Here is a 21,734-nt window from a genome sequence, read left to right on the forward strand (position 1 = left end):
CTGAGTCGTGTGAAAGAAGATGAATGAAATGCAACTTAAAAAAAAGTATTTACTCAGATTTTAATTCGATTTCTATCGATCGCGTAAGGTTTATAAAGTCTTGTACTGATAGCTGTTCTGGGCGCAGGTTTAGGATTTCGCTTTCGCGAAAGCGATCACTCAATTCAAACCCCTTGAGACTATTTCTCAACGTTTTTCTACGTTGTTGAAAAGCTGCTTTTACCACTTTGAATAACATGTCTTCACGACAGCCAATGTTCTCAAAATTTTCTTTTCGCTTTAAGCGTAATACGCCACTATCTACCTTAGGTGGTGGAATAAACACAGTAGGAGGTACTGTAAAAAGATACTCCGCATCATAAAAAGCCTGCGCTAGTACTGAAAGAATTCCATATGTTTTACTTCCATGACTTGCACAAATACGCATTGCCACTTCCTTTTGAAACATTCCTGTAAATTCTGGGATACGACATTTGTGTTCAATCGTTTTAAACACAATTTGAGTAGAAATATTGTAAGGAAAATTACCCGTTATAGCTAGTTGCTCATTTGGATATATAGTATCCAGATCGTACTTAAGAAAATCTGCTTCTAGCACTGTGAAAGTCTCTTCGTTTAAATTATGTTCTAAAGTGAATGAACTTTGCAAATAGGCTATAGACTCTCTATCTAAGTCCATTACGGTGAGTTCTACTGGTTTTTTAAGGATGTATTTTGTGAGCACACCTGTTCCAGGGCCTATTTCTAAAACATGTTTGTATTTCTCTAAGGTAAGTGTGTCTGCAATGTCTAGAGCCACACTCTCATCTCCCAAAAAGTGCTGACCTAGATGCTTTTTTGCCTGCACACCTTGATCTCTAGCATTACGGCTAGCGTGTGGCTTTTCAAACTTACGCTTTGCTGAGTATTTTGCCATTAATGCTGTGATATTAACTCTAATTCTGTTCTAAATGCAACAAATTTTCCGGCAAATTTATTGGCCGATAATTGCATGCGCTCTTGATCTTCATTATAATAAGCCTCCAGCATTTCTTGACTTGGGCAGCTGTATTGGACACTGTAAGTTACTCCACCCATGTCTTCCTCTACACGTACTTTTGTCATCAAAGCACTTTGAAATTTTTTAGTTTGAAGTACTTCTGGAATATGTGTTTCCTGCATCCAGATAAGCCATTCTTTCTCAATTTCTTCTTCTACGTTAATCGTGACATTGTATATAATCATAGTAGTTTCTTAATTAATTGCATCTCCCCGCAAGTTCCTAAATCGTTTCTGTGCTTCTACATAGTAAATACTATCTGCTAAATCAAAGATGATACGCTCATAGTGTTCCTTTGCTTTTTCTGTATTATTAAGAGGCCCCTCATAGAGTCTTGCAAGTCTATAGTGAGCATCATCTGCTAGAATACCATCACTATAATAAGCGATGATAGTAAGGTAATTTTTTTCTGCTTTTGCAAAAGCGTTTTTAGATTCGTGTAGTTTTGCCTGTGCAAGTAAAGCCTCATCTTCTATTTTCTCTCCTTTATGCTCCTCTAAAATGTTTTCATAAAGCTGGATGGCTTCATCTGGCTTGTTTTGATAGGTGAGTAAATCTGCTCTCGCATATTTCTTAAGTGCCGTTTGTAAACTATCATCCATAGAGTTATCACGGATCACTAATAGCAACTCTAGTGCGTCATTTGCTATCAATTGAGTATTTCCTCGTTTAAGTACGTCCAGTTGTTGTTCTGCCCAGTCAAAATCACCTTTATAATAACTTGTCTTGGCTACTTTAAATCTTGCTTCTTGTGAAACAAGGTTATTTTTAATCTTGTTCTGAATTTGAGAATAGTAAATAAGCGCTTGATTGAATTTCTCCTTAAGCACAAGAATATCTGCCAATTCCATCTTTAAACGAGCTTCATCAAATCGGTTACGGGGTTTTTTAACTTCCTCTCTAAGGTATTTAAAAGCCTCGTCTGGTTTATCCATATCAAAAGCAACAAAATGCGCATAGTTTACTTGTATAGGAACGGCGTATAAAGCAATATCTGGTTTTTGCAATAATGTTTCAAAACGACTTTTTATAAGTTCTTTATCTTGTGTTGTAACCGCCTTAATGATGGCTATTTGTAATAGTTTTTGCTCAGATTCAAACTCAACATCCTCATTAACTATATTTTCTTTTAGAAAAAGAAGAATTTCTTCTGCTGCCTCATACTCTTTTTCTTCTATAGCAATATCTGCAAGATTTACAAGGCCATTAAAACTCCCATCTGTTCTTCTGTAGATTGCCTTTTCTTGTACAAAAGCTTTGTGATATTCTTTCTGTTGAATGAAGAGCCAGCTCAACAATTCATTATAAAGCACATTTTGCTCAGTCTGTAATCGTTTGAGAATGGTTTTTCTAAAAATAATATTTGCATCATTAAGAGGATCTTCATTAATATAGATAGCAAATGTGCGTTGAGCCACCGCCGCATAATTAGGGTTTTTATTAATAAGATTGAGGTAAGCATCATACATATTTTTGACTTGACCTAATTCCCCATAGAGTTTTGCCAGCTGTATATTATAGTTTGCATTTACATTTGCTTTTGCGCCAGCTTCATAAGCTGCGACAGCCTGTTCCAATAAACTATGACTTTGAAATGTAGTCGCCACACGGTGAGTATTCATTGAGTTATTCACAACACCTTCTATGGCTCTAGCGTAAAATTGTGTAGCTAAGGAATCATTTCCTCTTAACTGTTCGTTATACCCTAATTCAACCAGTAGAAATCCTTTATCTACAACTTTAGATAAATAAGATTTGAGTTCGGCTTCTGCCTCTTCGTATTGCTCTATTTGCTGATAACTTTTTACTAATTCTGCTAAGAGCTTAGGGTTTCCTCGTTCTGTTCTGAGTGCTTTTTGATATAATAAAATTGCTTTTTCATACTCGCCTTGGTCTGCATAGTTACGAGCAAGCTGTCCTGACTGCGCGTGTATTAAACCGCAACCAAGCACAACCCATAGTAAAAACAAAACAAAATCCTTCTTCATAGCCTTAAAGATAACTAAAAACGTGCCATAGCAATCGCTACAACACGTTTGTTAAGTAGTATTAGTAAAACCTCTAGTCAATCATCTCAAAACCGCAATAAGGGATCAACACTTTTGGTATTTTAATTCCTTCTGGAGTTTGGCAGTTTTCAAGAATACCTGCAAGTACTCTAGGCAGTGCTAAAGCACTTCCATTAAGAGTATGGGCTAATTTGTTTTGTCCATCTTTATCTTTAAATCGTAGTTTAAGGCGATTTGCTTGAAAGGTTAGAAAATTCGATACAGAACTTATCTCTAGCCAGCGATCTTGAGCTGTAGAAAACACCTCAAAATCATAAGTAAGATGTGATGTAAAACCTAAATCTCCACCACAAAGGCGTAAAATTCGATACGGTAATTCTAATTCATCAAGAATTGTTTTTACGTGATCTACCATTCCTTCAAGTGCAGCAGCACTTTTATCTGGATGTTCAATACGTACGATCTCTACTTTATCAAATTGATGTAAACGGTTTAACCCCCGTACATGAGCGCCATAAGATCCTGCCTCACGGCGAAAACATGGTGTATATCCAGTACACGTAATAGGAAGTTCATCGTGAGAGCGTAAATCTCCACGAAACATATTGGTTACAGGAACCTCTGCCGTTGGTATTAAATACAAATCATCCTCTGTAATATGATACATTTGCCCTTCTTTATCTGGAAGTTGACCTGTACCAAAACCTGAAGCTTCATTTACAAGATGTGGCACTTGATATTCTGTATACCCTGCCTCCGTATTTTTATCTAAAAAATAACTTATTAATGCGCGTTGTAGCTTAGCTCCTTTTCCTTTATATACTGGAAAACCAGCTCCCGTGATTTTAGTTCCTAACTCAAAATCTATAATGTCATATTTTTTTGCAAGTTCCCAGTGGGGTTGTGCACCATCGTGTAAAACTGGGACTTCTCCTTTTTTAAAAATCTCTACATTATCTTCATCTGTGTTCCCAAGAGGAACACTATCGTGAGGAATATTTGGCAGTTGGTATAATAGACTTTGAAGCTCTTCAGAAGCAGTATTTAATTGCTCTTGTAATGTCTTAGACTGCTCCTTTAAACCTGCTGTTTTCTCTTTAAGGAGATTTGCCTTTTGGGTTTCTCCAGATTTAAACAACATACCTATTTCTTTAGAAAATTTATTACTATCTGCTAGAACTTCATCTAATTGAGCCTGCGAACTACGGCGCAACTCATCTGCAGCAAGTACTTTATCCAGTAACGGAGCAGCATCAATATTACGTTTGTGTAACGCTTTCGCGAAAGCGTCCTTATGTTCTCTAATCTGTACAACTTCTAGCATAATAGGATGTTTTAAAAGATGGGTGCAAATTTAAGGAAATGCCAGTAGCTTGGCTATAGAAACCTATTGTTTAGAAATAGAAATTATTAAGCTATCTATTTAGTACTTTCTTTTTCTTTTGATCGTGCATATTTTTCTACAGAAGGTGACTTCTTATCTAAATATCCATCACTATCTAAAACCCACTCATTATGACGCAGGTGATCCCATTTTACACTGGCAAGGTCTACTTCTGGATCAATAAGAAGTTTTGACGGTCGTCCATTCACTCTAACACGGCATTTTACATAAATCGCCACATCTTTTCCTAGTGCTTGCTGTTCTCGCTTTACATATTGCGCAAATTGCCAAATAATATCGGGCTTAGACCGAATATTACGCTGTTGATTTTTGGTTAAATACTCTTTATAATTCAGGACTCTTCTTTTCCCAGTCGCCTTATCTTCCATCGTGAATGTTACTGCACCTCCTTTTGATCGTAACATCATACGCCAACTAAGACGATGTCCTTCTTCTGTCCATAGAACTTTATCTTTTATAAAATGTTGACGTAGAGGTAACGCTATCTGCACAAGGAAGTAAATTCCAAATGCCATGAGCATTAAGTTCTTATAGTGAGGAATTGACACATTGCTATCCTCTAATGTTACTACATCGGTATCGCCAGCATAATAATAAGGTTTCCAGCGAGTTAAAAAGAGACGGTGAATAGTTTTGGGCTCAAAAAAGAACACACAAAAAGCCAGTGACATATATGGGAAAATCCCTATTTGAAAAACGATGGAGTTGAATAGGTGAAAAAAGATAGAAATGAAAAACGCCCATTTTCGAGTACGTTTCCATAGAAGTAACGGAATGATTAATCCGTCAAAAAGTATCCCTACGTATGAAATAGTCCAATGTACCCAGCGTTCTTGTAACAAATCACCCACAATTCTATAATCGCTGCGTCCTCGCATTAAAATTTGTGGCACCGTAGCATCTAGCCAGTCTGGGTATAATTTTGCAATGGAAGCATAGGTGTAAACTATCCATAGTTGTAAAATAATCAAAAGCGTCACCCATCTAGGCATGGAGATGTCTCTTACGCTTTCGCGAAAGCGTGCATCTATTGAGAAAGCAGCATTTGCAGGGAGAAGGGCCATTATCCATAACAACAACATCAACAAATAGTAATGGTTATTATAGGCTGTTTTTTGCATTAAATACACCACACTCCACATAATCGCATACCCAATAATGGCTATACGATACTTGTAACCTAGCATTACCATGACACCAAATATTCCCATCACTGCAAACCAGCCATACATTTGTGGTCCTGGGCCTGGAAATGTTTGTAGAAAATCAAATCCAATAAAGTTGAATGTAAATTCTGGATTTACAAGAATACGACGCACCCATCCAGTAGCTAGTGCTCCCCATGCTTCGCAGGTAATTAAAAATCCAAAAAATACTCTAAAAACAATGAGAGCGCTATTATCTATTCGTGTAAAAAGATATTTATCAAGATTCATCAAACAGCTGTATTATCTAATTTAGAAATGTATGCTCTAGAAAAAATCTCGTCTTCTTTCATTGCAGCAACCAGCTCCTCTATATTTTTAAAAGACTTTTCATCACGTATGCGCTCTAAGAGTTGAATCTGCAGGCTCTTCCCATATAAATCTTCATCAAAATCAAAGAAATAAGTTTCAATTGTTTGGGACTTTCCACCTACTGTAGGGTTGGTCCCAACATTCATCATTCCGTAAACGGGAGTTTCATTTATTAATGATTGCACTACATAGACCCCTTGTGCTGGGATGAGTTTATAATTTTCTTCAACACTTAAATTAGCTGTGGGGAAACCTATAGTTTTACCTATTTTTTTTCCATGAACAACCTTGCCATTTATAATAAAAGGAGCTCCTAAGAAGTCATTAGCCCGTTTTATATCTCCGCTGTATAAAGCTTTACGGATTTTTGTAGAACTTATCGCAACGTCCTCTATTTCTTGTTTTGAAATTTCTTCTACCTCAAAACCAAGTTGCTTACCAAAACGCTTTAAATCTTCAATATTTGCGTTGCGATTACGCCCAAAACGATGATCATAGCCTATGATTACTTTCTTTGCATTCAAAGAATTGACTAATATTTCTTCTACAAATGTCTCTGCGTGATATCTAGAAAAATCTAAGGTAAATGGATGTATCACAAGGTGATCTAAACCTAGCTCCTCAAGTAATTGAGCCCGCTCATCTATAGTATTTATAAGCTTAATATTGGCGTCTTTTTGTAACACCATTCTTGGATGAGGGAAAAAAGTAAGCACACAAGATTCCCATCCATTTGTGTGAGCACTCTCATTAAGTTTTTTTATAATCTTACGATGTCCCCTATGCACCCCATCAAAGGTGCCTATAGTAACTACAGTTCCTTTTGTAGATGAAAATGTATGTGCGCTATTGTGTGTTTTCAATATTATTTACCGTTAAAGGCGTTCATTGTATTATTTATCCCTGCACTTACAAAAGAGGCTATTACTTCGCAACTCTTATCAAGACGCTCAGGCATTGCTGCTGCTTCTTTTGCATCCCATTCACCTAATACATAATCTACTTGACGGCCCTTTGAGAACTGGTCACTTATCCCAAAGCGAAAACGATTATATTTAGTTGTATTAAGCTGTGCTTGTATATCTTTTAATCCATTGTGACCTCCGTCAGAACCTTTGGTTTTTACCCGAACGGTACCGAATTCTAGATTCAAGTCGTCAGTAATCACCAGTAAATTTTCTATTAAGATTTTTTCCTGCTGCATCCAATAACGCACTGCCTTTCCGCTTAAGTTCATAAACGTATTAGGTTTAAGCAATATAACCGTTTTACCTTTTATTTTAGTACGAGCGATATCGCCTAGTTTTTCTGTTTCAAATATTATATCATTCGCTTTCGCGAAAGCGTCTAAAATCTTAAACCCAATATTGTGACGTGTATGTTCATATTTGGGACCTATATTGCCTAGACCGACAATGAGAAATTTTTTCATAGGATCTACTACAGAAACCTCCTTTGTTGATCTTTTTAAAATTCTACCAAAAAAAGAAAGCATTATTTGTTTGTATAAATGTGATTAGTAAGTACGCTCTGGATTTTCTACAAAGTATATTAGTACTATTTGCTATAAAAATAAAAAAAGCATCTCGAAGAACGAGATGCTTTTGAAATTATAATTGCTAAAGTGAATTAATCTTCCTTTACAGCAGCGACATCATCTGTCTCTGTTGCTGGAACATCTCCTTCTTCACCTTCTTCATCTTCATCCTCATCATCTACAATTGCAGTACGAGAAGTTCTTACTTGACAAACTACGGTGTTGTCTGGATGCATAATAGTGATACCATCACTTGCAAGTGCCCCAACATACAATTTATTACCAATTTTAAGTTCAGTAATATCTGCTTCTAAATAATCTGGAAGATTTTTAGGAAGCGCTTTTACACGTAATACACGGTTTGTCTTACGTAAAACACCACCATTACGTACCCCTTTAGAGTTTCCTACAAAGTGTACTGGTATATTCATTGTTACTTCTTTACCTTCAAAAATCTGGTAGAAGTCAATGTGTAAAATACGATCTGTCACTGGGTGAAACTGTATATCTTGTAAGATGGCAAGGACAGTTACTCCGTCTAATTCAATTTCTACAGTATGCGCGTCTGGAGTGTAAACCAAATCTTTAAACGCTAGTTCTGGTGCGCTGAAATGTAATGGCTCGTCCCCTCCGTATACTACGCAAGGTACCAGTCCAGCATTACGTAAGGCTTTTGTAGCTTTCTTGCCTACGCTTTCTCTTTTAGATCCTTGGATCGAAACTGATTTCATGTTAAATAATTATAGTTAAAAAAAATATTACATAATAAACTTTGATGCTATGCTCGTGTTACTATTCACACGGTGCATAACATCTGCAAAAAGTGGGGCACAGGTTAACACCTTTACCTTATCACTTTTATGATCTCTCGGGATTGAATCTGTTACAATTAATTCCTTGAGCTGACTGTTTTCTATTTTCTCGTAAGCGTTACCGCTTAAAATTGCATGCGTACATATGGCTCTTACACTTAGTGCTCCTTTCTCCATCATAAGATCTGCTGCTTTCGTAAGCGTTCCTGCAGTATCTACCATATCATCTACAAGCACTACATGCTGTCCTTCTACATTACCTATGAGCTCCATATGTGATATTACATTTGCTTTTGCTCTTTGCTTGTAGCAAATTACAACATCACTCTCCATCGCCTTACTATATGCATAAGCTCTCTTACTACCTCCCATGTCTGGAGATGCGATGGTAAGATTATCTAGACCTAAATCTTTCAAATAAGGAAGAAAAATAGTAGAGGCAAATAAATGGTCTACTGGTTTTTCAAAAAAGCCTTGAATTTGATCTGCATGCAAATCCATAGTTATGATACGCGTCGCGCCAGCAGTTTCTAATAGACTTGCCATTAATTTTGCTGCAATAGGGACACGAGGCTTATCTTTACGATCTTGTCTCGCCCATCCAAAATATGGAATCACTGCGGTAATATGCCTTGCACTAGCACGTTTTGCTGCGTCTAGCATTAAAAGCATTTCCATCATATTATCTGCAGAGGGCATGGTACTTCCAATTATGAAAACACGAGATCCACGTACAGACTCCTCAAAAGAAGGTTGAAACTCCCCATCACTATACGTCGATGTGATAATATTACCTAGTGGTTGTCCAAAAGCTTTGGCAATCTTTTCAGCCAGTGGTTTGCTTTGTTGACAAGCAAAAATCTTCGGTTGTGGTATGCTAGCGGTCATCTTTGTGACAGTTAATGGTTTGAATTTTATATAGTTCTCCCTAAGGAGGTGCAAAAATAGTAATTAAAATGAGTGCAGCATCACAAAAAAAGCAGTTTTATAGGTTGTAAATCAAATTATTCTTTAATTTTGCAGTCTACCTAATCGTACAGATTAGTTCCATTTGCCGAAATGGCGGAATTGGTAGACGCGCGCGACTCAAACTCGCGTTCCTTTGGAGTGCGGGTTCGATTCCCGCTTTCGGTACAACTTAAAATCCTTATTCAAAAAATGAATAAGGATTTTTTTTGACCTTTATTTTAAATAAGCACTTGGATCAACACCTTCTCTAGTTTTCCATATCTCTTAATTGTATTTCTAATGCTTTCGTAGAGAGTTGAACCTCATAAAGTGATAATAATAAAGAGCATAATAAAGCCAGTAAGCTAACACCAAATATCATATTAGCCCAAAACAGAATCTCGATATAGATTAAAAACATAGTTATCACAGCCAATAAAAAGCTTATGATCGCCATGGCTTGCATGTTTTTTATAATTATGAGTCGTTGCCTTAGTTTCTTAACCTGTAAGCCTATGTTTTCAGATTCACTGACCTGATAAGCCGCATACAAATTCCTTATCAAAGCAGCTATAGCAAGATATCTGGCGTTATAAGCGAGCATAGTAAGTGAGATTGCTGGAAACAATAATGCAGGAATACTTAGAGAGAGTGTCATTTATGATTTTAGGATTTATTTGTTCTAAATATAGCCATTGTATAATTCATATTTGTTTGCAATTTATTAAGATGCAGTCACAAACAATGGTTAATTAAAATTTTAAAATACTCCTTCCTAATTATCTTTATAATAGGAAAATTAAAAGACAGCTAGTCTTTTCAAAAACAGCTTATTATGAAAACGATTCTTATATTTTTGACAGTAATCATGTTAGGGTTTAACTCGACATCAACCTTGGTAGAATCATACGATATCTCAACAACTAAAGACGTAAATATTTTGACTTTTGACGGTTATGAAGGTGAGTATTTTTTCTTTACAGACCACAATCAAAAAGCGTTGATTCTTGAAAAAAGTTATCAAACTGAATTAAATAGTAAATTATTAGAAAAAAATAACAACACAGGAAAAAGATTTAGAGTAACTTATTTGGCTTCAGATATAGAAGAAGATAGCTCAAGTCAAGGAACCATACTTTCGGTAGAAAAAATTTAAAAACGCACTAAAAAACCAAAGCCTTTTCATTCCCGAAAAGGCTTTTTTATGCCCTAAACTTTTCCTAAAACTCCTAGCGCAAAAGGCTGGCACCTTTATCTTTAAGAAAAAACTAATTACCCTTGAAAAAACCACTCCTAGAATTTACAGATAAAGGCATCTATTGCCCTCCAGCAAAAGTCTATCTCGATCCTTGGAAACCGGTTGACAAGGCACTTATAACCCACGGCCACGCAGATCACAGCCGTTGGGGTCACAAAAAATACATTACGCACGAGAGCAACGTCCCTATAATTTTTCATCGTTTAGGAGATATAAATGTTTCTGGAGTACGCTTTCGCGAAAGCGTAAACATCAACAACGTAAAATTCACCTTTCATCCTGCTGGGCACATTCCTGGTTCTAGTCAAATTCGGGTAGAACACAAAGGGGAAGTTTGGGTATTCACGGGTGATTACAAAACAGAAAACGACGGAATATCACAACCCTACGAACCCGTAAAATGTGACACGTTTATTACGGAATGTACCTTTGGCTTACCCGCTTTTAAATGGACTCCGCAGGATGAAGTCATGCGGGATATCAATGAATGGTGGGCACAAAATAAAGCAGATGGTAAGTGCTCTGTGTTATTTGCCTACAGCTTAGGTAAAGCTCAACGATTACTGAAACACTTGGACCCAAACATCGGAAAAATACTTACACATGGCGCGGTAGAAAAAATGACTGCCGTATTGCGTCCCATGATTGACATGCCTGCGACAGAATTGATTACAAGAGACACGCCAAAGGCAGATTTTAAAGGTAGCCTTGTTATTGCTCCACCGGCAACACACGGCAGTACATGGATACGTAAAATGGTTCCTTACGTTACTGCAAGCGCAAGTGGATGGATGGCATTTCGAGGTGCACGTAGACGTAGAGCAATAGACAAAGGGTTTGTAATGAGTGATCACTGTGACTGGCCATCACTATTAGAGAGTATAAAAGAAACGGGCGCAGAAAAAATCATTTGTACACACGGTTACACAGATATCTTTTCAAAATATTTACGCAGTATAGGATACGATGCGCGCACAGAAGAAACCCAATATGAGGGAGAAAGTATAGATGACAAGAGTAAAGAAGATGAACTTAAAAGCGAGACACTTGAAACCTCAACTTAATAAAGGGCAAGCCTTAAGATAATTACATGGAGAAAGTGCAAAATATAGCAACACCACCGTTAACAGAAACTAAAGAGATTTCGGGTATGCAACTCTTTGCGTCGCTCATTAAGATGCTAGACTCTACCAATAAAACAAACGAGAAAGTAAAAGCTCTAGCCCATTACTTTATAGAAGCACCAGACACAGACAAAGTCTGGACAATTGCCATACTCTCTCACAGAAGACCCCCTCGCCCAGTAAACACTACCCTGCTTAGAGAATGGGCTAGTGAGCTTGCAAACATACCGCTGTGGCTCTTTGAGGAGAGCTATCATATTGTAGGCGATCTAGCAGAAACCATTGCGCTTGTGGTTCCCGCGGCTACAGACTCATCAGAAAAGTCGCTTACGCAGTTTTTAGAAGAAATGATTGCGCTCAAGAAAAAGAGCGATAAGGAAAAGAAGGAGTACCTCTTTGAAAACTGGGCAAATTTAAATTACTACGAGCGTTTTGTATTTACTAAATTAATTACAGGTGGTTTTCGTATAGGAGTGAGTCAAAAGCTTATGACAAGAGCGTTGTCTCAAGCAACTGCTATAGATGAAGATGAGCTTGCTTATAAATTAATGGGAGATTGGAAACCACAAACCGTCACCTTTCATGATCTTGTGATAGAAGAAGACGCTAGCCAGCAATACTCAAGACCCTATCCATTTTACCTTGCCTATGCCATTGAAGAAGATCCGGCAGATCTAGGTGATGTAACAGATTTTCTTGCAGAACACAAATGGGATGGTATACGCTCACAAACCATTTTTAGAAATGGAGAGATGTATATCTGGTCACGAGGAGAGGAGTTGGTAACAGACAAGTATCCGGAGTTACAGGCTTTACTAGAAATTATTCCAGACGGGACCGTTATAGATGGAGAGCTATTGCCATTTTATGACGGACAAATAGGTACTTTTAATGATTTACAACAGCGTATTGGACGTAAAACTGTAAGTAAAAAAATGCTCAAAGATGTGCCGGTTATTATCAAGGCATATGACATTTTAGAGTGGGAAGGAAAAGATATACGTGAGACCGCTTTTGCAAAAAGAAGAGAAATTCTAGAAAAATTATATCAAGATGTAGCCGCAGAAGCACTTCCACTAAGGCTATCAGAAACGTTAGAATTTGATAGCTGGGAGACAATGGCTATAGAGCGTAGTAAAAGTAGAGAGATGCGTTCTGAAGGTTTAATGATAAAACGTAAGGACAGTCCTTACAGAGTAGGTAGAAAAAAAGGCGATTGGTGGAAGTGGAAGGTAGATCCGCTCACCATTGATGCGGTTCTCACTTACGCTATGCGTGGCCACGGGAGAAGAAGTAACCTCTTTACCGATTATACTTTCGGTTTATGGAATGAAGACAAGAGCGAACTCGTAACATTTGCAAAGGCCTACTCAGGACTAACAGACGCAGAGTTCAGAAAAGTGGATGCTTGGATAAAACGCAATACTTTAGAACGGTTTGGTCCCGTGCGTTCTGTTACTCCGCATCACGTGTTTGAGATTGCTTTTGAAGGTATTGCACTATCAAAAAGACATAAAAGTGGTATTGCCACTCGCTTCCCGCGTATACTTCGCTGGAGACAAGACAAAAAAATTGACGAGGCAAATAGTTTAGAAGATCTTAAAAGTATGATTCCGAAATAAAATTTTCTTCTCTTAAACGAAAAACGTGGAAAGGTTAATAATATGAAAATGAAATTTCACGATATTCAAGAAATTAAATACTAAATGAAAAGCGCAATTAAAATATTTCTTTTTGTCATTATAGTAATCATTTTTCATTTCTTAATAGAATTATTATATCGAACAGTTTTATATTCGATAACTAACATTTATAATTTTGAAAAGATCCAAAGAATGGCTATTAGAATGAGTTCGTATCATATAGTTTTTAACTTTTTTCAAATACCGTTCTTATTCATATTGTGTTTTAATATTAATAAGCTATCAAGAATATTCTTCTTAAATTTTCTATTCGTCCTTTTAATGTGTGTTTTTTGGATACCATCTGGTCCCTTTAATTCAAATTGGTATCTTAAATATAGGTTCAGTTTATCTTTATCATCGCTTATTTTATTTATAATTTCTATATTTTACCAACCTAGATATTTGCAACTTAGTAATTGGGTTTCTAAATTTAATTGACAAAAAAAGACTTACTACATATAGCCGAATCTTGGTTTGAGTCGCAAGACTGGAAACCCTTTCCCTTTCAAAAGCAGACTTGGAAGGCCTTTCTCTCAGGGAAAAATGGGCTTCTAAATGCGCCTACAGGAAGCGGAAAAACGTATGCGCTTTGGTTTCCTATAGTGTTGAATTACATTAAAAAAAATCCAGAATATAAAACTAAACACAAGAAGGGATTAAAGGCCATATGGATCACCCCACTTAGATCCCTTTCAAACGAGATCGAACTTTCTGCCACGCGAATAACCAGTGATCTAGGCACACAAATGACAGTGGGCATTCGTAATGGAGATACCCCACAGTCTGAAAGAGCGAAGCAAAAACGCTCCATGCCTGATTTATTAATTACCACCCCAGAAAGTTTGATGCTACTGCTAGCCTCAAAAGGGTATGAAAAAGTTTTCAAAGATTGTAGTGCAATTGTTGTTGACGAGTGGCACGAACTTCTAGGTACAAAACGTGGAGTGCAAATGGAACTGGCTCTTAGTAGACTCAAGTCCATAGCAAGCGAAATGCGTATTTGGGGTATTTCGGCAACGATTGGTAATTTAGAACAAGCCAAAGATGTTTTGCTGGGACTTCCCGAAAATCAAACGGAAGATCGTAAAATACTAGATGACCGCTTTCGCGAAAGCGTAATTATCAAAGCGAACATTAAGAAAAAAATTACCGTAAAATCGATTATTCCAGAAACTATGGAAACCTTTCCTTGGAGAGGTCACCTCGGTATTCACTTGCTCGAGTACGTAATCCCGATTATTAACGCCAGTAAAACTACCTTACTTTTTACGAACACAAGAAGTCAGTGTGAGATTTGGTTTCAACGTATTCTTGCCGCACATCCAGAATATGCGGGAGAGATTGCCATGCATCACGGGAGTATTAACAAGGAAACGCGCACGTGGGTAGAAGGCGCCATACGTAACGCCTCTTTAAAAGCTGTAGTGTGTACGTCAAGTCTTGACTTAGGCGTCGACTTTGCCCCGGTAGAAACTATCATACAGATAGGAGGCCCTAAAGGTGTTGCTCGTTTTTTACAACGTGCAGGACGTTCTGGACACAGCCCTGGGAAAGAAAGTGTTATTTACTTTTTACCCACCCACGCTATAGAATTGGTTGAAGCTTCGGCATTACAGCGCGCTGTTAAAGAGAATACAGTAGAAGATCGTATTCCGTATTTAAACAGCTTTGATGTCTTGATACAATACCTCGTGACACTAGCGGTATCTGATGGGTTTTTACCTGAGGATATCTGGCCAGAGATACAAGGAACCTTCTGTTTTCAAGCGATGAGTAAGGAACAATGGGAATGGTGCCTCAATTTCATCACCATGGGTGCTCAATCTCTTCAGGCTTATGACGAATATAAAAAAGTTGAAATTCTAGAAGATGGACGCTTTAAGGTAAATTCTCGTATGGTGGCTATGCGACATCGTTTACAAATAGGTACGATTGTGAGTGATGCTAGCATGCTTGTAAAATTTCAGTCTGGTGGATACATAGGTACTATCGAAGAGTTTTTTGTAAGCAAACTCACTCGTGGTGATGTGTTCACTTTTTCTGGACGGACATTAGAATTTATTCGGATTAAAAACACAGAAGTACACGTAAAAAATAGCCGCAAAAAAACCAACCGAGTACCCTCCTGGGCGGGTGGTCGTATGACCTTTAGTAGTCAGATGTCTCAATTATTACGTGAGGAATTGTATACGGGGAATTCGCTTTCGCGAAAGCGATCTCCAGAAATCAACGCTTTAGAACATATTTTTCGCCGTCAAAAGGAGGAAAGTATGATCCCAAGTGCTGATCAGTTTTTAATTGAGACTTTCAAGTCCCGAGAAGGGTATCATCACGTTTTCTATCCATTTGAAGGAAGATTTGTGCACGAAGCCATGGGAAGTTTGCTGGGATATCGCGTGAGTTTGTTAGATCCAATTACTTTTTCTCTGGCATTTAATGATTATGGATTTGAGCTGCTTTCTGACCAACAGATCGATATCCAGCAGCTGCTAGACAACGACTTATTTTCAACCGAATATGTACACGATGACCTCCAAAATAGTCTAAATGCCACAGAAATGGCACGCCGTAAATTTCGTGATATAGCTGTTATTTCTGGCTTGGTATTCACGGGATTTCCAAACAAACAAATCAAGCAAAAACACCTGCAAAGTAGTAGTCAGCTATTTTTTGATGTTTTCCGGGATTATGAGGCAGATAATTTATTGTTTCAGCAGGCTTTTAGAGAGACCTTTGAGCATCAATTAGAAGAAGGCCGTTTGCAAGAAGCGTTAGAACGCATTGCCACACAAGAAATCGTATGGATGGATTGTGAAAACCCAACGCCGCTTAGTTTTCCAATTATTACAGACCGCTTACGCGAAAAATTAAGTAGTGAAAAACTCGCCGACCGTATCAAAAAGATGACGGCAAAGTTGATGAAGAAAAAGAAGTAATAGCCCTACGAAAGTTTGTACTAAAAGTAAATATCTTGCGCCAATCTAAACGTATTTGCGTGTGCGTCAATTATCACTTTTATGTCTCGAGAATAGCCACCTCCCATACTGCATTGCACAGGAATTTTTAAATCGTGACAAGTTTGCAAAACAAACCGATCGCGCTCTTTACAACCTTCAATACTACATCCCAGTTTACCCAATTTGTCACTCGCCAAAATATCAACACCGCATAAATAGAAGATAAAATCTGGTTGTTGGTCTTTGATAAGATTTGGTAATGTTTTTTTGAGAATAGTGAGATATTCTTCATCACCTGTGTGGGTTTCTAGTGCAATATCAAGATCTGAGATCTCTTTTCTAAAAGGATAGTTTGCCTTACCGTGCATAGAAAAAGTAAACACCGAATCGTCACCCGTAAAAATCTCTGCCGTTCCATTACCTTGATGAACATCGAGGTCTACAATGAGAATCTTTTTTGCAAGCTCGTTTGCCTGTAAATATCGCGCAGCAATCGCTTGGTCGTTGAGAAGACAAAACGCCTCTCCGTGATCTGTATAAGCGTGGTGTGTACCTCCCGCAATATTCATAGCAATCCCATTTTCTAGCGCATAGTGGCACCCATCAATGGTACCTTGAGTGATGATTAATTCTCTATCTACCAGTTCTTTTGAAAGCGGAAAACCAGTTTTTCGTTGCGCCTTTGGAGTTATTTGTAAACTTTTTAGGTTGGTTAGATATTCTTTGGTGTGACATCTTAGAATATCAATATCATTTGCAGTATTCGGTTTAAAAAAATTCTCTTCAAAGCAGGTTCCTTCATGTAAGAGTTGGCGCGGCAATAAATCATATTTCTCCATAGGAAACCGATGCCCTTCTGGAAGTGGATGCTTGTAAATAGGGTGGAATGCGATTTTGAGCATTATATAATTTATAGTACACAAACAAAGATACAGCCATTTGTCATTTCGAGCTTGTCGAGAAATCACATTTGAGTAAGCAAACCATCTAACTTAAAAAAATAGCTGTTACTTTAACCCCTCGACAGCATTGAGGTGACTACGGCTAATAAGAAAAATTTAAGTTTTCTAACAACTACACTCTTTAGCCACTTGTGTGATCTCTCCTATTGTCGAGATGACAATCGTTCGTCATTTCGAGCCTGCCGAGATATCGCATTTAAGTGAGTGCACAAAAAAGCTACTTGTGAGACCTCTCGATAAGCTCAATGTGATTAAAATCTTTACTTCTCCAACTTCAATTGTATCCTCTTTCTTGCGATATCTACTTCCAGTACTTTAACGATCACCTGCTGTTGTAAGCTTATGTGTGCCGAAACATCAGAAACAAAACCATCTACAAGGTTTGAAATATGTATAAGGCCGCTTTCTTTAATACCTATGTCTACAAAGGCTCCAAAAGCTGTTACATTATTTACAATCCCTGGCAGTAACTGTCCAGACTGTACATCTTCTATGGTGCGTATGTTTTGATTAAAAGTAAACACCTTTGCTTTTTCTCTAATGTCTAGACCAGGCTTTTCTAGTTCGCTTATAATATCGGTGAGTGTAGGAAGTCCTACCTCATCGATTACATATTTTTGAAGGTCTATTGATTTTAGAAGGCTTGTATTTCCTATCATTTCGGCAACAGAGACTTTTTGATCTTTGGCGATGCTTGCAACCAACTTATATCTTTCTGGATGTACAGACGAATTATCTAATGGATTTTCGGCACCAGTGATTCTTAAAAAGCCTGCCGCTTGTACGAATGCTTTTTCTCCCAGACGTGGTACCTTTTTAATCTCTTGACGTGTTTTGAAGGGTCCTTCGCTTTCGCGAAAGCGTACTACACCCTCAGCCAGTTTTGGTCCAATACCTGACACATAACTCAATAGCGGAGCACTTGCCGTATTTATATTCACTCCCACGGCATTTACACAGTTTTCTACCGTTTGATCTAGTGATTTTTGAAGTGCGGTCTGGTCTACGTCGTGTTGATATTGTCCGACACCTATAGATTTAGCATCAATCTTCACAAGCTCAGCTAGCGGGTCTTGCAACCTGCGACCTATGGAAACTGCGCCGCGTACCGTCACATCATAATTAGGAAACTCATCACGGGCAATCTTACTTGCACTATAGATAGAAGCACCCGCCTCGCTCACGACAAAAACTTCCATCGCATTCTTAAAATGGATGCGTTTTACAAGTCGCTCCGTCTCGCGGGAAGCCGTACCATTACCGATGGCAATTGCCTCCATTTTATAAGCATCTGTAAGGCTAGCTATTTTCTTAATAGCACCTTTTTCATCATTTTTAGGGGCGTGTGGATAAATGGTTTCATTGTGCAGTAGTTGTCCTTGTGCATCAATACACACGAGCTTGCAGCCTGTCCGAAATCCTGGATCTAGTGCAAGAATACGTTTCTCACCTAGCGGCGAACCAAGGAGTAATTGTTTTAAATTTTTTGCAAAAACCTGAATAGCAGTTTCGTCTGCTGTTTTCTTTGCTTCAGATAGCGTTTCATTAGAAAGTGCTGGAAATAAAAGTCGTTTGTAAGCATCTTTTATCGCAAGCTCAATTTGAGTGGCGCTATCGCCGCGAGAGCGTATGAGTTTGCGTTCTATTTTCTCCAGTGCGCGCTCATCGTCTATTACAACTTTTACACGAATGTAGCCTTCACTTTCTGCTCTTAGAATGGCGAGTAGTCTATGTGACGGACAGCGATTAAGCGATTCTGACCAGTCAAAGTAATCACGGAATTTCTGAGCCTTTTCATCATCTGCCATCTTCTTAACCACTTTGGTTTCAATGGTGGCAAATCGCTTCAACTGCTCACGTATATTGTTACGTATATCTACACGCTCATTAATCCACTCGGCTATAATGTGACGTGCTCCTTCTAGCGCACTTTGTGTATCTGGAACCTCCTTATTAGTATATCGATGCGCTAGTCCTTCCGGGTCTTGCGCATTTTGAGACATAATAATTTTGGCAAGTGGTTCTAGTCCGTTTACACGTGCTGTCTCGGCCTTCGTTTTACGCTTTTTCTTGTACGGTAAATACAAGTCTTCTAGCGTAGTAAGATCTAGCGTTTTTTCAATCTTATCTTTGAGTTCGCTAGTAAGAACGTCTTGCTCTTCTAGTGATTTAAAAATTGATTTCTTACGTTTTTCTAAGGTCTCATACTGTTCTTTGAGCTCGATAATTTTTCCAATCTCCACCTCATCTAATCCACCCGTCGCTTCCTTACGGTAACGCGCTATAAAAGGTAGTGTGCAGTCTTCTGATAGGAGATCTAGTGTGTTTTTTACACCTTTTTCTGATAAGCCTGAGCTTTTTATTACGTATTGTAAAACCTCCACACGCTTAACTTATCATATTCCCATTAACCACTCCTTCAGTATCAGGATTTACAAAAACCAATTTCCCGCTGGCATCTTCTGTCATTAAGATCATTCCTTCACTCTCTACACCACGTAGTGCTCTAGGAGCTAGGTTTACGAGTACGGTTACTTGTTTCCCTATTACTTCTTCTGGCGTAAAGCTCTCTGCAATACCAGAAACGATGGTACGTACGTCTATACCTGTATCTACCTTTAAGATGAGGAGCTTCTTCGTTTTCTTCATCTTTTCTGCTCCGATGATGGTACCTACTCGCATATCGAGTTTTGTAAAATCATCAAAGGTAATTGTGTCCTTTTGTGGCTCTACAACTGCATTTTCGGCAGTGGCTTCTGCTTCGTTTGCTGCTTTGCTTGCTTCTAGCTTATCTAGCTGTACTTGTATCTGACTATCTTCTATTTTTGAGAAGAGTAATTGAGATTTATTAATGGTGTGACCAGCTGGAAGTAAGACCTCCTTAGATGATATATCACTCCATTGTAATGCGTTTTCATCTGCACTTGAACTCACATTAAGAATATCTTTCAGTTTTCCGCTTGTATGCGGTAATAATGGCTCACTCAACACAGAAAGTGCAGCTGCTATTTGTAAGGCTACGTACATTACAGTTTTAGTGCGCTCTTCATCTGTTTTGATTGTCTTCCACGGCTCTTCGTCTGCTAGGTATTTGTTTCCTAGACGAGCGAGATTCATGAATTCTATTTGGCTTTCGCGAAAGCGGTATTTTTCTATACTGCTACCTATCACTGCAGGATATGCTTTTATAGCATCTAACACTTCTGTATCTAACGCATTAAACGCACCCGGCTCTGGTATCGAGCCATCATAATACTTGTGGGTAAGCACGGTAACTCTGTTAATGAAGTTTCCGAAAATGGCTACAAGTTCGCTATTATTTCTAGTTTGGAAATCTTTCCAAGTAAAGTCGTTGTCCTTAGATTCTGGTGCGTTTGCCGTAAGTACATAACGCAACACATCCTGTTGATCTGGAAATTCTTCTAGATACTCGTGTAACCATACTGCCCAGTTTTTTGAAGTAGAAAGCTTGCGCCCTTCAAGATTCAAAAACTCATTTGCAGGCACGTTATCTGGTAAAATATATTCGCCGTGACCTTTGAGCATCGCAGGGAAAATCAAACAGTGAAAAACGATATTATCCTTCCCGATAAAGTGAAGTAGCTTTGTGTTTTCATCCTTCCAGTACGGCTCCCAGTCTTTACCCTCACGCGCTGCCCACTCCTTTGTAGAAGAAATGTAGCCTATAGGCGCATCAAACCAAACGTACAACACCTTTCCATCTGCTCCCTCAACTGGTACTGGGATTCCCCAGTCTAGATCACGAGTTACGGCACGAGGACGTAGTCCATCATCTATCCAAGATTTGCACTGCCCGTACACATTGGTTTTCCAGTCTTTTTTATGTCCTTTTATGATCCACTCTTTAAAGAAGTCATTGTATTGATCAAGCGGTAAAAACCAGTGTTTTGTTTCTTTAAGTGTAGGTACAGCTCCTGTTATAGCGCTTTTTGGGTTTATGAGATCTGTTGCGTTGTGTGAAGTACCGCAGCTCTCACACTGATCTCCGTAAGCCTCCTCATAACCGCACTTAGGGCAAGTACCCGTTACAAAACGATCTGCAAGAAATTGGTTTGCCTCTGCATCATACAACTGCTCATTTGTTTCTTCAACGAACTTACCTTGGTCGTACATATTTTTAAAAAACTCAGATGCTGTATCGTGGTGAATTTTTGCAGAGGTACGTGAGTAGTTATCAAAAGTAATCCCAAAGTCTTCAAAAGACTTTTTGATAATCGCATTGTACTTATCTACCACATCTTGTGGAGTAACGCCTTCTTTTTTGGCTTTGATGGTGATAGGTACACCGTGCTCATCACTTCCACAAATAAAAGCAACATCTGCTCCCTGCATACGCTGGTATCTTGCATATATATCTGCTGGAACATACACACCAGCGAGGTGTCCTATATGTATAGGTCCGTTAGTATAAGGTAAAGCGGCAGTAATGGTAAATCTCTGTGACATGTAACGTATTTTGA

17 protein-coding genes and 1 tRNA gene are annotated in these 21,734 nt (G+C 38.3%); 5 read left to right on the forward strand and 13 right to left on the reverse strand.

Annotation, left to right across the window (positions count from 1 at the left end):
* Positions 1-49: 49 nt before the first annotated feature.
* The 9 genes from rsmA to OD90_RS08195 form a co-directional block, all read right to left on the reverse strand.
* Entirely contained in the window at positions 50-916 is an 867-nt protein-coding gene (gene rsmA, locus OD90_RS08155) for a 16S rRNA (adenine(1518)-N(6)/adenine(1519)-N(6))-dimethyltransferase RsmA (RefSeq protein ID WP_144668694.1), read from the reverse strand.
* Positions 916-1,224 (reverse strand): DUF4286 family protein, encoded by a 309-nt coding sequence (locus tag OD90_RS08160; protein WP_144668695.1) that lies wholly within the window; start codon positions 1,222-1,224, stop codon positions 916-918. The genes rsmA and OD90_RS08160 overlap by 1 nt, the downstream gene beginning before the upstream one ends.
* Before the next feature lie 9 nt (positions 1,225-1,233).
* Positions 1,234-3,027, reverse strand: a complete 1,794-nt coding sequence (locus tag OD90_RS08165) for a tetratricopeptide repeat protein (protein WP_144668696.1) — start codon at positions 3,025-3,027, stop codon at positions 1,234-1,236.
* A gap of 73 nt (positions 3,028-3,100) precedes the next feature.
* The gene (gene serS / locus OD90_RS08170) at positions 3,101-4,372 is read right to left on the reverse strand and encodes a serine--tRNA ligase (protein ID WP_144668697.1); all 1,272 of its coding nucleotides are present in this window, start codon (positions 4,370-4,372) and stop codon (positions 3,101-3,103) included.
* 95 nt (positions 4,373-4,467) lie between these two features.
* Complete coding sequence (locus OD90_RS08175) at positions 4,468-5,889, reverse strand: HTTM domain-containing protein (protein WP_144668698.1); 1,422 nt, start codon at positions 5,887-5,889, stop codon at positions 4,468-4,470.
* Entirely contained in the window at positions 5,889-6,833 is a 945-nt protein-coding gene (locus tag OD90_RS08180; protein ID WP_144668699.1) for a bifunctional riboflavin kinase/FAD synthetase, read from the reverse strand. Before OD90_RS08180 ends, OD90_RS08175 begins: the two co-directional genes overlap by 1 nt.
* A gap of 2 nt (positions 6,834-6,835) precedes the next feature.
* Complete coding sequence (gene pth / locus OD90_RS08185) at positions 6,836-7,465, reverse strand: aminoacyl-tRNA hydrolase (protein ID WP_144668700.1); 630 nt, start codon at positions 7,463-7,465, stop codon at positions 6,836-6,838.
* 134 nt (positions 7,466-7,599) lie between these two features.
* Entirely contained in the window at positions 7,600-8,238 is a 639-nt protein-coding gene (locus tag OD90_RS08190) for a 50S ribosomal protein L25/general stress protein Ctc (RefSeq protein WP_144668701.1), read from the reverse strand.
* A gap of 27 nt (positions 8,239-8,265) precedes the next feature.
* Positions 8,266-9,207, reverse strand: a complete 942-nt coding sequence (locus OD90_RS08195) for a ribose-phosphate pyrophosphokinase (RefSeq protein ID WP_144668702.1) — start codon at positions 9,205-9,207, stop codon at positions 8,266-8,268.
* 165 nt (positions 9,208-9,372) lie between these two features.
* Between OD90_RS08195 and OD90_RS08200 the strand changes: the two genes are divergently transcribed.
* Positions 9,373-9,453: transfer RNA gene (locus tag OD90_RS08200), tRNA-Leu, on the forward strand.
* A gap of 82 nt (positions 9,454-9,535) precedes the next feature.
* Here OD90_RS08200 and OD90_RS08205 read toward each other — a convergent pair.
* Complete coding sequence (locus OD90_RS08205; RefSeq protein WP_144668703.1) at positions 9,536-9,925, reverse strand: DUF2721 domain-containing protein; 390 nt, start codon at positions 9,923-9,925, stop codon at positions 9,536-9,538.
* A gap of 177 nt (positions 9,926-10,102) precedes the next feature.
* Here OD90_RS08205 and OD90_RS08210 point away from each other — a divergent pair, with 177 nt between their 5' ends.
* From OD90_RS08210 to OD90_RS08225, 4 genes are all read left to right on the forward strand, one after another.
* The gene (locus tag OD90_RS08210) at positions 10,103-10,423 is read left to right on the forward strand and encodes a hypothetical protein (RefSeq protein ID WP_144668704.1); all 321 of its coding nucleotides are present in this window, start codon (positions 10,103-10,105) and stop codon (positions 10,421-10,423) included.
* A gap of 122 nt (positions 10,424-10,545) precedes the next feature.
* Entirely contained in the window at positions 10,546-11,589 is a 1,044-nt protein-coding gene (locus OD90_RS08215) for a ligase-associated DNA damage response exonuclease (RefSeq protein WP_144668705.1), read from the forward strand.
* Positions 11,590-11,675: 86 nt separating this feature from the next.
* Entirely contained in the window at positions 11,676-13,271 is a 1,596-nt protein-coding gene (locus OD90_RS08220; RefSeq protein WP_144669669.1) for an ATP-dependent DNA ligase, read from the forward strand.
* Positions 13,272-13,768: 497 nt separating this feature from the next.
* Positions 13,769-16,270 (forward strand): ligase-associated DNA damage response DEXH box helicase, encoded by a 2,502-nt coding sequence (locus tag OD90_RS08225; protein WP_144668706.1) that lies wholly within the window; start codon positions 13,769-13,771, stop codon positions 16,268-16,270.
* Between the two features lie 20 nt (positions 16,271-16,290).
* On the opposite strand, the gene OD90_RS08230 is transcribed toward OD90_RS08225, so the two are convergent.
* From OD90_RS08230 to metG, 3 genes are all read right to left on the reverse strand, one after another.
* Positions 16,291-17,193: a histone deacetylase gene (locus OD90_RS08230; protein WP_144668707.1), complete on the reverse strand. Its 903-nt coding sequence runs from the start codon at positions 17,191-17,193 to the stop codon at positions 16,291-16,293.
* A gap of 320 nt (positions 17,194-17,513) precedes the next feature.
* Entirely contained in the window at positions 17,514-19,637 is a 2,124-nt protein-coding gene (locus tag OD90_RS08235) for a Tex family protein (protein ID WP_144668708.1), read from the reverse strand.
* A gap of 4 nt (positions 19,638-19,641) precedes the next feature.
* Positions 19,642-21,720, reverse strand: coding sequence for a methionine--tRNA ligase (gene metG / locus OD90_RS08240; RefSeq protein ID WP_144668709.1), 2,079 nt, complete (start codon positions 21,718-21,720; stop codon positions 19,642-19,644).
* Positions 21,721-21,734: the final 14 nt, after the last annotated feature.

This window comes from Dokdonia sp. Hel_I_53 (assembly GCF_007827465.1).
Lineage (GTDB): Bacteria > Bacteroidota > Bacteroidia > Flavobacteriales > Flavobacteriaceae > Dokdonia.